The 12,856-nt window shown below is 69.3% G+C and carries 11 protein-coding genes; 5 read left to right on the top strand and 6 right to left on the bottom strand.

Annotated features, from left to right (window positions below; all coding sequences use genetic code 11):
• Nucleotides 1-88 precede the first annotated feature (88 nt).
• A complete protein-coding gene (locus tag IPN47_27340) occupies nucleotides 89-1,372 on the top strand; it encodes an exo-alpha-sialidase (protein MBK9411697.1) in 1,284 nt (427 codons plus the stop codon).
• A gap of 93 nt (nucleotides 1,373-1,465) precedes the next feature.
• Here IPN47_27340 and IPN47_27335 read toward each other — a convergent pair whose 3' ends face one another.
• From IPN47_27335 to IPN47_27315, 5 genes are all read right to left on the bottom strand, one after another.
• Nucleotides 1,466-3,700, bottom strand: a complete 2,235-nt coding sequence (locus IPN47_27335) for a xanthine dehydrogenase family protein molybdopterin-binding subunit (protein MBK9411696.1) — start codon at nucleotides 3,698-3,700, stop codon at nucleotides 1,466-1,468.
• Nucleotides 3,701-3,720: 20 nt separating this feature from the next.
• Nucleotides 3,721-4,194, bottom strand: a complete 474-nt coding sequence (locus IPN47_27330) for a (2Fe-2S)-binding protein (protein MBK9411695.1) — start codon at nucleotides 4,192-4,194, stop codon at nucleotides 3,721-3,723.
• Between the two features lie 90 nt (nucleotides 4,195-4,284).
• On the bottom strand, nucleotides 4,285-6,006 hold the full coding sequence (locus IPN47_27325) for a M28 family peptidase (GenBank protein ID MBK9411694.1): 1,722 nt from the start codon (nucleotides 6,004-6,006) through the stop codon (nucleotides 4,285-4,287).
• Between the two features lie 147 nt (nucleotides 6,007-6,153).
• The gene (locus IPN47_27320; protein MBK9411693.1) at nucleotides 6,154-7,485 is read right to left on the bottom strand and encodes a hypothetical protein; all 1,332 of its coding nucleotides are present in this window, start codon (nucleotides 7,483-7,485) and stop codon (nucleotides 6,154-6,156) included.
• Between the two features lie 3 nt (nucleotides 7,486-7,488).
• Complete coding sequence (locus IPN47_27315) at nucleotides 7,489-9,384, bottom strand: hypothetical protein (protein ID MBK9411692.1); 1,896 nt, start codon at nucleotides 9,382-9,384, stop codon at nucleotides 7,489-7,491.
• 250 nt (nucleotides 9,385-9,634) lie between these two features.
• Between IPN47_27315 and IPN47_27310 the strand changes: the two genes are divergently transcribed.
• Complete coding sequence (locus IPN47_27310; GenBank protein MBK9411691.1) at nucleotides 9,635-10,489, top strand: hypothetical protein; 855 nt, start codon at nucleotides 9,635-9,637, stop codon at nucleotides 10,487-10,489.
• A 76-nt stretch (nucleotides 10,490-10,565) separates the two neighbouring features.
• Here IPN47_27310 and IPN47_27305 read toward each other — a convergent pair whose 3' ends face one another.
• A complete protein-coding gene (locus IPN47_27305) occupies nucleotides 10,566-11,321 on the bottom strand; it encodes a DUF4397 domain-containing protein (protein ID MBK9411690.1) in 756 nt (251 codons plus the stop codon).
• Between the two features lie 231 nt (nucleotides 11,322-11,552).
• On the opposite strand from IPN47_27305, the gene IPN47_27300 reads away from it, so the two are divergent.
• Genes IPN47_27300 through IPN47_27290 form a run of 3 tightly spaced genes read left to right on the top strand, consistent with a single transcriptional unit; the run spans nucleotide 11,553 to nucleotide 12,845 of the window.
• A complete protein-coding gene (locus IPN47_27300; protein MBK9411689.1) occupies nucleotides 11,553-11,882 on the top strand; it encodes a hypothetical protein in 330 nt (109 codons plus the stop codon).
• Nucleotides 11,858-12,049, top strand: coding sequence for a hypothetical protein (locus tag IPN47_27295; protein ID MBK9411688.1), 192 nt, complete (start codon nucleotides 11,858-11,860; stop codon nucleotides 12,047-12,049). The genes IPN47_27300 and IPN47_27295 overlap by 25 nt, the downstream gene beginning before the upstream one ends.
• Nucleotides 12,036-12,845 carry a hypothetical protein gene (locus tag IPN47_27290; protein MBK9411687.1) on the top strand — a complete coding sequence of 270 codons (810 nt, stop codon included), beginning with the start codon at nucleotides 12,036-12,038 and terminating at the stop codon, nucleotides 12,843-12,845. The genes IPN47_27295 and IPN47_27290 overlap by 14 nt, the downstream gene beginning before the upstream one ends.
• Nucleotides 12,846-12,856 lie beyond the last annotated feature (11 nt).

The raw sequence follows: 12,856 nt of genomic DNA, 5'->3' as shown, positions 1-12,856 counted from the left end.
GGAGGGCGTGCTCCAGCTGCGTTGCCGGGCCGGGCTCCCGGGTCGATCGCTCACGCCGGGATCGACAGGACGGCCTCGGACGAACAAGATGGGGGCACCCGACCCGGAGGGATTCGTGCGCCGCTGCTCCTTGCTGCTCCTGACGATGGTGTTGGCCTGCGCACCGCAGGGTGATCGGGCGCCCGCCGCGCTGACGCTGACGCTCGCCGACTCCAGCGAGTTCATCGACCGACTCGGGCGTGAGCCGATGGTCGTCCAGCATCCCGCCGGGACGATCTTCGTGGCCGGCTACGGCGATACCGTGCCCCATTTGTGGCGCTCTCAGGACAACGGACGCACCTGGGCGAGCGTGAACGTGGGCGTTCGGGACGACGGAGCCGTCGGCAATTCGGACGTCGAGCTGGCGGTCGGCCCGGACAGCACGCTCTACTTCCTCAACATGAGCTTCGATCGCCAGAGGCTCGAGGGGACGCGCATCGACCTCGCTACCAGTCGCGATGGTGGGAGCTCCTGGCAGTGGCGGCAGCTGTCGGACACCCGCCTGGACGATCGTCCGTGGATCGACGTGTCGCCCGGGAACGCCGCCCACGCGATCTGGAACGATGGGGCGGGGGTTTCGCACGTTCGGAGCACCGACGGGGGGCGCACGTGGACCGAGATGTCCCGCATCCACCCCATGGGCGGGTCGAGCCACCTCGCGGTGGGTCCGAAGGGCGAAGTGGCAGTGCGCGTGGTGCCCATCTCCGTATCCGGCAACTCGTTCAATGCCGGGGAAGACTGGCTGTTCGTCTCCACCGACGGTGGTGAGACGTGGGTGAAGCACAACGCGCCCGGCACGCGCGTGTGGCGCGCGATGCGCGACACGACGGTGAAACCGCCCACGTGGAGCGAGGCACCGCAACCGCGTTGGGTGGAGCCGATCGCGTGGGACTCGACCGGTGCCCTGTTCAGCCTGTGGGGACACGAGAACCGGGTCTGGCTCGCCCGCTCGCGCGACCAAGGGGCCACGTGGAGCACATGGGAGGTCGCCCACGACTCCGCCGTCACCTACTTCCCGTACCTCATTGCCCGTGGCGACGGCCAGTTGGCCGCGAGTTGGATCACAGGCACCGGCAACGCGACGGTCGCCTCGGTGGCGTACATCGAGACCGCTGGCGAGGGCGCACCGCGCGTGGCGCGTGCGCCGACATTCCAACCCGAGGCCTTCCAGGCCGGCATGCCGCCGGACACCGCGACGTCACGCAGCGCCGCAGGAGAATACCTCGGCATGAGCTTCCTCGCGGACGGGAGTCTCGGCGTTGCCGTACCCATCCAGCATGCGGCGGCCAAGCGCGTCGGCTTCGCCTTCCGTCGATACACCGTGCGGCGTTAGGCGGTCTTGCCACGAGCGAACCGGGGGGCAGCGCGATGCGCCGCCCCCCGGTTTGTGTTTCTGGATCGATCTTCGTCAGGCCCAGCGAATGCGCTACACCTTCTTGAGATCAAACGGCAGCTTGCGCACGCGCGTCCCCGTCAGGTCGAAGATGGCGTTGGTGAGCGCCGGGGTGAAGCCGGGGAGCGCCGGCTCGCCCGCACCGCCCGCCGCCTCGCCGTTGTCCATGATGTGGACCTCGATGGGCGGGATGTCGCGCAGGCGCGGGAGCGGGTACTTGTCGAAGTTCTTCTCGACGGCGCTCCCCTTGGCGAAGGTGACTTCGTGCGTGGTCGCCGCGCCTAACGCCATGACGATGCTCCCCTCCACCTGCTGGCGGATGACGTCGGGGTTGACCGCCACGCCGCAGTCCATCACCGTCCACACCTTGTCGATGGTGATGCCGCCGGCCTTGGCCTTCGACACCTTCACCACATGGGCCGCCCACGAGCTGAAGCAGTAGGTGAGCGACATCCCGTAGCCCTCGCCCGCCTTGCGCTGCTTCCACCCGCTCACCGCCTCCAGCTTGTCGGCCAGGGCGTGCAGACGCGGCGAGTCGAAGTGCTGCCGGCGGAAGGCGATCGGGTCCATCTTCGCGGCCCGCGCCATCTCGTCCAGGAAGCTCTCGTAGGCGAAGCCGTTGGTCGACGAATACACCGACCGCCACCACATCACCGGGACCGGCGCCTGCAACGGGATGTCGCCGAACTGGTAGTTCGGGATCGTCTCGAGGTAGGTCTCCGGGAGCCCTTCGGTCACGTTGTCGTTAGGCTTCTTGGGCGTATCGCCGGGCTCCTGCGCCATCAGGTTCTGCGCCGCCATCGTCATCTCGATCGCGGAGATCTTCCCATCCTTGAGCGCGCCGCGCACGTGGTACATCGCCCCAGGCCGGAACGGCCCGACGCTCAGGTCGTCCTCGCGCGTCCACACCACCTGCACCGGCGCCTTCACCGCCTTGGAGACGAGGGCCGCCTCGAGCGGGAAGTCGGTGAAAGCCTTGCGCCCGAAGCCGCCGCCCAGGAAGGTCATGTTCACCTTCACCTGCTCCATGGGGAGCTTGAGCGCCCCGGCCAGGTGCCCGCGGTTCCAGTCCGGCGCCTGCACCGGCCCCCAGATCTCGGCCGAGGTGTCGGTCACGTGCGCCGTGCAGTTGATGGGCTCCATGCAGGCGTGCGCCTGATACGGCGTTTCATACGTCACGTCGACGGCCGGCGTGGCGCCTAACGCCGCCGCCACGTCTCCCTTGGACTTGAAGCCGAGTGGCTTGCCGGCGAGTGACGACTTCAGGGCCGCCGCGAGCGAGGCGCTGCTCACGTCGGGAATGCCGGTGTCGTCCCACTCGACGATGAGGGCGCGGCGCCCCTTGATGGCGGCCCACGTGCTCGTGGCGACGACGGCGACCCCTTCGCGCATGTTCCCGAAGATGTCGCGCTCCGTCTTGACCACGTGCTTCACCCCCGGTACCAACAACGCCTTGGAGGCGTCGAAGCTCTTCACCTTGCCCACGAAGCGGGGCGAGCGTTCGACCACGGCGTACAACATGCCCGGCAGGCGCACGTCGATGCCGAACTTGGCCGACCCGTTGACCTTGAGCGGCGTGTCCTGGCGCGGCACCGGCTTGCCGATGAGCGTCCAGTCCTTCCGCTCCTTGAGCGCGACGTCCTTGTTGGGCGTGAGCTTGGCGGCATCCTCGACGAGGGCGCCATAGCCCAGCGTGCGACCGCTGGCGGCGTGCGTCACCTGCCCCATCCGGGCCTTGCAACTGTCGGCTGGCACGCCCCACCTGGCCGCCGCGGCGCGCACCAGCATGTCGCGCGCGGTGGCGCCGGTCTTGAGCAGCTGCGTGATCCCGCCACGCACCGTCGAGCTCCCGCCGGTGAGCTGGCTCCCGTACTTCGCCGGGTCGCCCTCCGCCACCACGATGGCGATGGCGGCAAGATCGACCTCGAGCTCCTCGGCCAGGATCTGCGGCACGACCGAGTACGCCCCCTGTCCCATCTCGGCGCGGTGCGTGACCAGCGTGACCTTCCCCGCCGTATCGATCGACACAAAGGCGTTGAGCTGGATCCCGGCGGCACTCGCCGCCTCGGGGGTCATGATGCCGTGGGCGGCCGCGGCGGCGTCCTGCGCGCGCGCCAGGCGCGGCACCACGAAGCCGAGGACGAGCGCCGTCCCCCCCGTCTTGAGGAACGATCGACGCGAGACCTGCGACGCCCCGTTAGGCGCCGGCGCCGGATCGATCGGGCTGGCCGCGTCGGCCGCCGTCGATGCCGTCACGGCCGCATCCATGGGAGTCCGAATCGTCGTGCTCATGGCGCCTCCGAGGTGGTGAGGCGGCGAGCGGCCGCATGGATCGCTGCGCGCATGCGCGGATACGTCCCGCAGCGGCAGAGGTTGGAGATGGCGGTGTCGATCTCGGCGTCCGTGGGATTGGGCGTGCGCGCGAGCAGCGTCGTCGCCGCCATCAGGAAGCCGCTCTGGCAGTAGCCGCACTGCGGGACGCCGAACTCGATCCACGCGTCCTGCAACGCCTTGCCGCGAGCCTCGTGCTCGAGCTCCTCGATGGTCACGACCTTCGCCGCGCCCACGGCCTGCAACTCCTGACGGCAGCTGCGCACGGCGCGCCCGTCGACATGCACGGTGCAGGCGCCGCAGCGCGCGATCCCGCACCCGTACTTGGTCCCGGTGAGGCCGAGGTGGTCACGCAGCACCCAGAGGAGCGGCGTATCCGGATCGGCATCAACCTCATGCGTCTTTCCGTTGACGGTGAGCTTGGTTTTCATGACCACGTGGAAGAGGTGTCGACCAGCGAGAGACCTAGCAGGAAACCTACGGATGACCGGCGAACTGCAATGTGGATACGTCCAAATGCGTCAGGGCGCTCGACCGAGCGACTTGTCGCGCGTGGCCTTGAACTCGTTCCCCGCGCGCCACTCCGGCATCTTCGCCGCTTCGGCCACGCGATAACCGATCGTGAGGTAGAGGCGCAGGTCTTCCACCCCACCGCTCAGGTCCCACCCTGGCTTGATCTCGTCCTGGGGGGCGTGATAGTCGTTGGCCGTGTACTCGTCGCGCTTCTGCCGCCCGAAGTCGGCCGGCTTGCCGATGTAGTCCATCCCGCCCTCGGCGTAAAACGCGGGGACACCCTGCTTGGCGAAATTGAAGTGGTCGGAGCGGTAATAGTACCCCTTCTGCGGCTCGGCGTCCGGCTTGAGGACGCGCCCCTTCTCGGCGGCTGCGGCGCTGGCGTAATCATCCAGCTCCGAGGCTCCGAGCCCGATGACCACCAGGTCCTTGGTCGGCCCCCAGGTGTTGAGCCCGTCCATGTTGATATTGGCGACCGTCTTGCTGAGCGGATAGAGCGGGGTGACCGAGTAGTACTGCGCCCCCAGCAGCCCCTGCTCCTCGGCGGTGACGGCGAGGAAGACGATCGACCGCTTGGGGGCGACGGGCATCGCCTTGTACGCCTTGGCCATGGCCAGGAGCCCGGCGGTCCCGGTCGCGTTGTCGAGCGCGCCGTTGTAGATCGAGTCGCCCTTGACCGGCGTCCCGACGCCGAAGTGATCCCAGTGCGCCGAGTACACCACGACCTGGTCCTTGAGCGCCGGATCGCTCCCCTCGAGCTTCGCCACCACGTTGCGCGAATCGACGGTGCGGAGCTTGTTACGCAGCGTGATGCTCGCGGTGACGCCTAACGGCACCGGCTTGAAGTCGCGCGTCGCGGCGCTGGCCTTGAGCGCGTCGAAGTCCTGCCCGGCCATCTTCAGGAGCGCCTTGGCCTGGTCGAGGGTGATCCACCCCTCCACGGCGGCGCGCGACATGTTCTTGTCGGGGGTCACGAGGTCGAACTGCTCCGACGTCTTCCCCTGCACCACGGTGAACGGATAGCCCGCGGCCTCGGTCTCGTGCACGAGGAGGACGCCGGCCGCCTTGTGCTTCTGTCCCTGCTCGTACTTGTAGGTCCAGCGCCCGTAGTACGTCATGCGCGGCCCCCCAAACTGCGACGTGTCGGGGAGCGGCGGATCGTTCACCAGCATCACCAGCGTCTTGCCGGCGACGTCCAGCCCCTTGTAGTCGTCCCAGTTGAACTCGGGAGCCTCGGTGCCGTAGCCGACGAAGACGAGTTCGGAGTTGGCGAGCGACGCCGTGGCATCGACGTGCTTGGTCCAGGCCACGAAATCGTCACGCCACTTGAGCGTGGTCGTCGCGGCCCCCTTGGCAAAGGTGAGCGATGGCGCCCCGTCCACGGTGATCCCTACCAGCGGGACCTTCTGGATGTAGCTCCCGTCGGGATTGCCGGGGGCGAGCCCTATCGCCTTGAACTCCCCTTCGAGGTAGGCGATGGTCTTGTCCTCGCCGAGGGAACCGGGGAGGCGGCCCAGCAGCGAGTCGGCAGAGAGGACGCGCACATGCTGCATCAGCGTGGCGGTGTCGATGGCTGCGACCGCTTCGGCGGGAACGGTCGCGGCACCTGTCGATTCGGCGGGGGCTGCGTCCTTCTCGCCCGAGGGTGAGCAGGCGAGCGTGGCGGCGGCGACCGCCGCGGCGAGCCGGCGCACGAAGCGGCGGCTCGCAGGAGGGAGGAAGTTGGTCATGAGGGAATGATGCGCGACGGAACGCCAGCGGTCACGCCCCTTCTTGGACGCCGGGCGGCCCGCGGTTGCGACGTCGTTCTCGAGCGCGACGTCGCCCATGGGGGAGACGACCCTCCAGTCAGCGGGCCAGGGTCGTCCCCCGCTGGTTCACGGCGTCAGCGTGAGCAGGTTGCACAGCTCCGGCGTTGCCCCGAAAGACAGGTCGTTGGTGTTGAGGAGATGGCTCTCCGTCTCCAGTCGTTCCAGCAGCGTGCGGCGCGGGACCTCGGTATTACTGGCGGTGTGCCCGTGTTTGCCCGGGAGGGTAGAGAGGAGAGTCTGTAACTGGCGCCCCTTTCGCTTCTTGAAGCGCTCCCAGAGCAGCGTGCGCGGCGTGGCGTTGAGTGATCCGTGATGGCCCACCTTGTACACATCCACGTCGGCCAGCAGGTCGCGCACCTCGGCGGCATCGGGGGCGTCCTCGAGGGCATAGCTCCAGTTCTCGAGCTGCGCGTCGCCAGGGAAGAGGAGCTTCTTGCCGAAGACCTCGAAGAGGAGGATGACGCTCGTGTTGTTCATCTGCGAGTCGAGCGAGCGCACGATTTCCAGCAGTTGCTGCCCGCGCATCTTCTCGAGGCGATCGCGGAACCAGCGTCCCTCGATCGGGAGTCTCTCCTCGGGAGCTCGCGTGCGCCCCTTGAGCCCGAGCGCCAGCCCGCGACCTGTTGCGCCGTGTTGTGTACCGGCCAGCAGGTGCCAGAACTGATCGGGGTCGCGGTCGCGCTGCTTGCGAATCTTCTCCGTCTGCGTGAGGTCCGGAGGGCCGAGCACGCGCACCGAGACGCCAGGGAGCAGGGCGTCGAGCCCCGACGAGTCGCCGTAGTTGAGGTAGCGGCTCCTGGCGCCGCGGGCCTCTCCCATGGCGATGAGATTCTCGATCGCCGAGAGGTTGGCGATGTTGTCCTGACCGATGAAGGCGAGCTCCTTCCGGACCGCGGCGCTCATCCACGGTGGATTGGTGGCCGCGAGTGCCGCGACCTGCCGGGCCACCTCGTGCATCGACGCGAGGCCAGCGACAAAACCCTTGCGGCTGCGATTGGAGACGCGCGTGGCCTTGGTGGCGTCCTTGGCCGCGTCGGGGTCCTCGGTCCACGGCTGCAGCACCAGTTTGGGGCGCAGCGCCTTGATGATGCTCCCCGACTCGCCGGTGCGGCCGTCGGTTCCGAATCCCGAGATGTGGTCGGCGTGCCGGTGCGTGGCCACGACGGCGGTGAGCCGTCCCTTGTCGCCGCCGCAGACCCGCTGGATGTCGGCGGCCACCATCGGCATGTACGTCGACGGTTTGGGTGACTTGGTCCCCTTCGACGGGAGCTCGGTGGTCCCGAAATCGATGAGGACGTGGCGCTGCATGCGCGCCGAGTAGATGAAGGAGAGCAGGAAGCAGTCGCCGAAGCCGACCTGGTAGGACCGGATCTCGACCTTGATGGGCTGGTTAGGCATGGCTCACCACCCCTCGGCAAAGGCACGGCGCGCGCCAATGGCGCGCAGCCGGTGGAGTGTGGACAGCCGCGAGGCGCGCAGGCGTGCGCCCTCTCGGCCGGCGAGGATGAGCCCCTCGTCCCACAGGTACTGCAGGCGCGGGCGCTGGCCACTCCCGAAGACGTCGTTATGCACCCAGTACTTCACCTGGCCGTACTCGTTGAAGATGAGGATGCCGCCGCCGTAGAGCGGGGTGACGATTCCCTCGTCGGCTTCGTCGAGGGCGGCGTCGTATCCGTCCGGCGCACCGTCATCCGAAGGTGGCGCCTTCCCCTTGGCGGCCGCCTCGCGCTTCGCGCGCGCCTCCCGTTCGAGCTCGGCCAGGCGCCGGAGATAGGCGGCGGGGGCCTTGACGCCGACGTCGGTCAGTTCCTGAGGGGTAAGGCGCGCCACCTGGTAGTACTCGGCCACCGTCTCGCGCACGACAAAGCCGTCGATGCCGACGCGCACCGTGGGGCGCACCGAGAGGACCTCGGTATAGGCGCCGTCGCGCAACTCCAGGGCGGTGCGGTTGTCCCAGATGAAGCGAAAGACCTCGTCCTTGTCGCTCTTCATCGACTCGAAGCGCACCCGGTCGTAGCGCAGCCCGGTGGGCGGCGCGTCCCAGATGCCGACGGGGTCCTTGCGGCGAGAGGCGGGGGCGAAGCCAAACGCTGCGAAGCGGGCGAGCATGTGTGCGCGCAACTGGTAGCGCGAGTCGTCGGGGCGCACCTCCAGGTCGGCGGTGAGCGCGGCGCTCAGCGCGTCGCCGAACTGCAGGTGCACCGGCGGCATGTAGTCGAGCGCGCGGATCCACATCGTCACCAGCGCGTCGGCGATGTTGGCCCCCTCCTCGGCCACGCGGGCGAGGGGGAAGTGCCGTTGGTTCGGGGTGCCTGACGAGAGGATGCGATCGGACCACGCGTCGATGAAGCCACCGATGATGGCCGCCACGAACAGCTCGCCGCGCCGATGCGACTCGAGAAACTCCGGCGTGTCCTTGAGCGCCGGGTCGGGATCGATCGACGCGCTCCGGCGCAGCGCGCTCCCGCGCATCGATTCGATCTCGCTCCCCATCTGGTCGGCGAGGCCGAAGAGGGCGCTTTGCCGCAGGGCGGCGGGGAGCACGTCCTTGCGGTTGATGAGGATCGCCTCCTTCCCCGTGCGCGGGCGCAGGAGGTGCACGACCACCTCGGGCTGCGAGAAGACCGACAGGAGGGCGACGACGTCGGCGAGTCCCTCGTGAAATGCCGCCTGGTCGGGGGTCGAGGGATCCATGTACCGCGGGCGCAGCGCGTCGATCAGCGCGTGCGTCGTTTCGTGCACGACGATGTCGTGCGAGAGGCAGGTGTAGACGGGGGTGCCCGACGCGCCGGTGAAGTAGCCGAACACGAGTCCCTCGTGCTCGGGCGAGTAGAACGCGTTGGCGTCGTACATCCCGTGGGGGGCCACCTTGAGCTGGTGCGTGCTGAACGACCAGCCGATGCGCCGTCCCAGCGCGAACTCGAAGCGCGACAGCGTGCGCATCACGAGGGCGTACGTGTTTTGCGCATGGAAGCGGTAGTCCTCGACGATGGCGGCGTCGCCGCGCCGCCACGCCTCGGGCTCCTCCTCGTAGCGAGCGGGGAGTTCGTGCTGCCCGTTGAAGTGCCGTCTGCTGGCATCGTAGTCCACCAGCTGCAACCGGTAGCCCATCGGCCCCACCCGCAGGTCTTCGGCGGGGACGGCGATGCGCGCGGTGACGATCTGTCCCTTGTACCGGACCGCCGGATCCTGCGCGATCACCGTCATGAAGCGCTGCGGCGGTGCAGGGTCGGTGCGCGGCGCCGACGAGAGCGCCGGCTGTTTCCCACGTCGAGCGGCAGTGTTGCGCGGAGGCATGGCGAGCGGTTGAAAGCGTGGCGATGCGCGGGAGAGGTCATGCGCTTCTCCCTCGACCACATATGTGGAGATCGCGCAGCGCGCTGCAAGCTGACTGATGCGTGGCCGCGCTCGTCGGCCGAGCGAGTCGTTGTGGCGTCGCGCGCACGCCACAGTCTCGCGCGCTGCGCCGAGCGGTTCGATCTTGTGTGACCGTCGCCTCTTCATGCCCGATCCTTCACCGATGACTCAACAGCTCCGCTGCCGGATAGTGTCACGCGCGCGCTGCGCGATCCTCACGTTCGTCTTCCTGGTGGTCGCTGCACCAGCGATCGGCGCGCAGTCGCGGGATTCCATCCCCCGTGAGCTGGTGCTGGCGTTGCTGGGAGTGCAGTCGCGCATGGCCGGCGCCGAGCTCCTGGTGGGGAAGGCGCCGGCATCGCTTCCCGCCGAAGTGCTCTCGCCCGATGTGCGCGTGCTGGGCGGTTTCGAGGGCGACCAGCAGAGTACCACGGTCCTCGTGGTGCCGGCCCGCTCGGACGAGGCGCGACGGCAGCTGCGGGAACGCCTGGAAAAGGCGGGGTGGAAGCGACCTCCCGAGTCTGCGCGACCTCAGCGACCGACCCGGGGCTTCGTCGACCACCGGTTCTCCGACGACACCCCTGACGGGTGGTGTCGCGGTGAGCAGAGCGTGATGACGAGCAGTGCCCCCCGCGCCCCCGGTTCGGTGACGATGACCGTGTATCACATGCGCTCGGGGATGGGCGGGATGTGCGCGGCGCAGGCGCGCTATGGCACGTCGGTGGACGATCTGCCCATTCCAGCGCTCGAGGCACCCGACGGGTTCGTGACGGAGGGGAATGGGTATGGCGGGGGTGGCCCCGAATGGTCGCTGCGCGCGACACTGCGCGGGCGCGGTTCCACGGTCGATGCCATCCTGCGCCACTACACCGCCCAACTGGTGGCGGCCAAGTGGAGCGCCGGCGATCGCTCGGCCGTGGCCAGCGCCGGGTTGCAGCTGCTGCGCCTCGCGGATGGGGAGGCGAAGTGGACGGGGGTCTTCGGCGTGGTGTCGCGGGACGAAGAAGGGGGGTACGACGTCTTCCTGAACTTGCGCAAGCGTTAGGCCGGCGCCGCCACGCGAGCGGGCACCCCCAGGCACCTCGTCCGCGTGACGACGCACGACCCAGTCGTGCCGGACCTCAGTTCTTTTCCAGGGCCGTCACCGCCTGCAGTGGTGCCCCGCCGGCATTGGCCTCGAGCACGGCAATGCTGCGCACGCTGCGGCTGGGGAGGTTGATCGTGTTGAGGTCGAGGACCACGGTCTTGGTCCCGGCCGTCGTCAGTCGGATGCGCTGCGCCCCCGACGCGACCTCGACGTAACGCGACGGCTTGAGGAACTCCACCGCGGTCACCTGTGGCACCGTGGTGGCCAGGTCGGCGTTGGCCGCCGTCACATACACGTCGACGTTCCCGGCCACCGGGGCGACGTTCAGGATGCGCACGTAGGCCTTGTCGGTCGCCGGAGTTGCGGACGTGTCGGCGAAGACCACCAGCGTGTCGGTGGTGGGGCGCTTGGCGAGCACGAGTGAATAGGCGCCACTGTTGGTGAGCGTCTTGGCCGTCGTCGCCAGGTCGGCGGCAGCGCCGGTGAGCCGGGCGGTGAAGGTGCGCGCCCCGGCGTCCAGCACGATGCTGGTGGACCAATTGGCGCCGTAGGTCTGGGCGGCACCGCGCGTCGTCCCGTCGGCGCGGAAGTCGACGGCGGCCCGACCCGGCGAGCCGTGGAGGAAGCGGATCCGGGCGACGCTTTCCGGGCCGTCGGAGTCGTCACAGGCCGCGGCGAGCGACAAGACGGCGACCGACAGGAGACGGGGGAGCGCGCGCAGCAGCTGGAGGCGGCGGGGCTGGCGATGCTGGCCCAGCGGGGCGGGACGAAGCGTATGAACGACTCGCATGGCGGAAGGTCCTCGAATCCGGTTGAAGGCCGCGCCGACCTCGGTGCGGCGTGGCGAGCGATAGGACGCGCCGTCACCGGGCGTATAGCACTTCGCCCCTCTCCCCTCGGGATGCGGGGCAGGGGGTGCTAGCATCCCACGTGTCACACGTCGTACAGGGGCCGGGATGCATACGCCGAACGGCGACGCCTCCGCCCGCCCTTCCACAGGGAACATCCGGTCGACGACACGATGGGAAGCCACCCCGCCTGGGAAGCGATCTACGCCGAGCACCGGCTCGCCCTCCTTCGCTACGTGCACCGCCTAACGCGCGATGTGCACCTGGCGGAAGACGTGGTGCAGGATGCCTTCCTGCGGCTGTGGCGTGAGTCGCACCCGGTGGACAACCCGCGCTCGTGGCTCTTTCGCGTCTGCACGAACCTGGTGCGCGACCAGTCGCGCCGCACGGCGATCCGCGAACGGCATGCGGCGCAGCCCGACGAGGCGCAGGCCGAGTCGCCCGAGAGGAGTTCGAGCGTGCCGAGTCGGTGCGCACGGTGCGCCTCGCGCTCGACCGCCTGATCCCGCGCGATCGCGAGGCGTTGCTGCTGCGCGAGTCCGGCTTTCGCTACGCCGAGATCGCCGAGGTGATCGACGTGCGCGTCGAAATCGTCCCCACCCTCATTGCCCGCGCGCTCAAGCGCTTCCACAAGGCGTACCTCGAGGAGACCTCCGATGCCACATCCTAGCGAGGCGGCGCTGATCGCCTTCGCCGACGACGAACTCGATGCCCGCGCGCGCGGCGAGGTCGCCGCGCACATGGACGGGTGCGGGCTCTGTCGCCACGCCTTGCGCGACCTGCGCGAGGCGATGGGGGCGTTGGCGGTGGAGACCGCGCTGGTCGACACGTGCGAACCGGCGTCGTGGCGGCAAGGACCGGCGGCGCTCCCGCGCACGGCCGGCCGGTCGCTGTCGCTCGTTGGGGCGACGGCGTCGCGGCCGGCCGTGGTCCGTGCACGGCCCGTGACCGCCATGCGCTGGGCGGCGGCCATCAGCCTGCTGGTCGGCGGTGGCGCGGCGGCCATGACCGCCCCGCGCTGGACGCGCCTCCTGCGAGGCGACGTGGCGGCTCCGGCGGTGGCCGCCACAGCCACGCCCGCGCCCACGTCCGACGCCGCGTTGCGCCTGTCGGCATCGGCCGCGGTCTCGGTCCTCCCCATCGATGGCGTGGCGACCGTCTCGCTCCTGAGTGGCGCCGTCGAGCGTGACGCGCGGGTGATCGTGCACGTGAGCGATCGACGCGACGTGCAGGTGACGGTCACCACCCCCACGAGCGCCGATCGCGTCCCGCGCTTCCTCACGGGCGACGGCCGGCTCGAGGTGCAGCTGGCGGGAACCGGCTCCGTGGTCGAGGTCGACTTTCCCTCGTCGCTGCGCGAGGCACGCGTGACGCACGATGGGCGCGCGGTCGTCACTGTGCGCGGCGGCGCCATCAGCCCGATCGATGCGGCGACGACCGGCGTCGCGCTCGCCCCTCGCCCGTAGCCGCCCCGGCA

Source organism: Gemmatimonadota bacterium (assembly GCA_016719105.1).
Classification (GTDB): Bacteria; Gemmatimonadota; Gemmatimonadetes; order Gemmatimonadales; family Gemmatimonadaceae; genus SCN-70-22.
This window is presented reverse-complemented; position numbering and strand designations above follow the sequence as displayed.

Excerpts from the sequence above, each read along its gene's own strand:
- IPN47_27330 (MBK9411695.1), bottom strand. The coding sequence starts at position 4,194 with ATGAAAACCAAGCTCACCGTCAACGGAAAGACGCATGAGGTTGATGCC.
- IPN47_27320 (MBK9411693.1), bottom strand. The coding sequence starts at position 7,485 with ATGCCTAACCAGCCCATCAAGGTCGAGATCCGGTCCTACCAGGTCGGC.
- IPN47_27300 (MBK9411689.1), top strand. The coding sequence starts at position 11,553 with ATGGGAAGCCACCCCGCCTGGGAAGCGATCTACGCCGAGCACCGGCTC.
- IPN47_27290 (MBK9411687.1), top strand. The coding sequence starts at position 12,036 with ATGCCACATCCTAGCGAGGCGGCGCTGATCGCCTTCGCCGACGACGAA.
- IPN47_27315 (MBK9411692.1), bottom strand. The coding sequence starts at position 9,384 with ATGCCTCCGCGCAACACTGCCGCTCGACGTGGGAAACAGCCGGCGCTC.
- IPN47_27335 (MBK9411696.1), bottom strand. The coding sequence starts at position 3,700 with ATGGATGCGGCCGTGACGGCATCGACGGCGGCCGACGCGGCCAGCCCG.
- IPN47_27305 (MBK9411690.1), bottom strand. The coding sequence starts at position 11,321 with ATGCGAGTCGTTCATACGCTTCGTCCCGCCCCGCTGGGCCAGCATCGC.
- IPN47_27325 (MBK9411694.1), bottom strand. The coding sequence starts at position 6,006 with ATGACCAACTTCCTCCCTCCTGCGAGCCGCCGCTTCGTGCGCCGGCTC.
- IPN47_27340 (MBK9411697.1), top strand. The coding sequence starts at position 89 with ATGGGGGCACCCGACCCGGAGGGATTCGTGCGCCGCTGCTCCTTGCTG.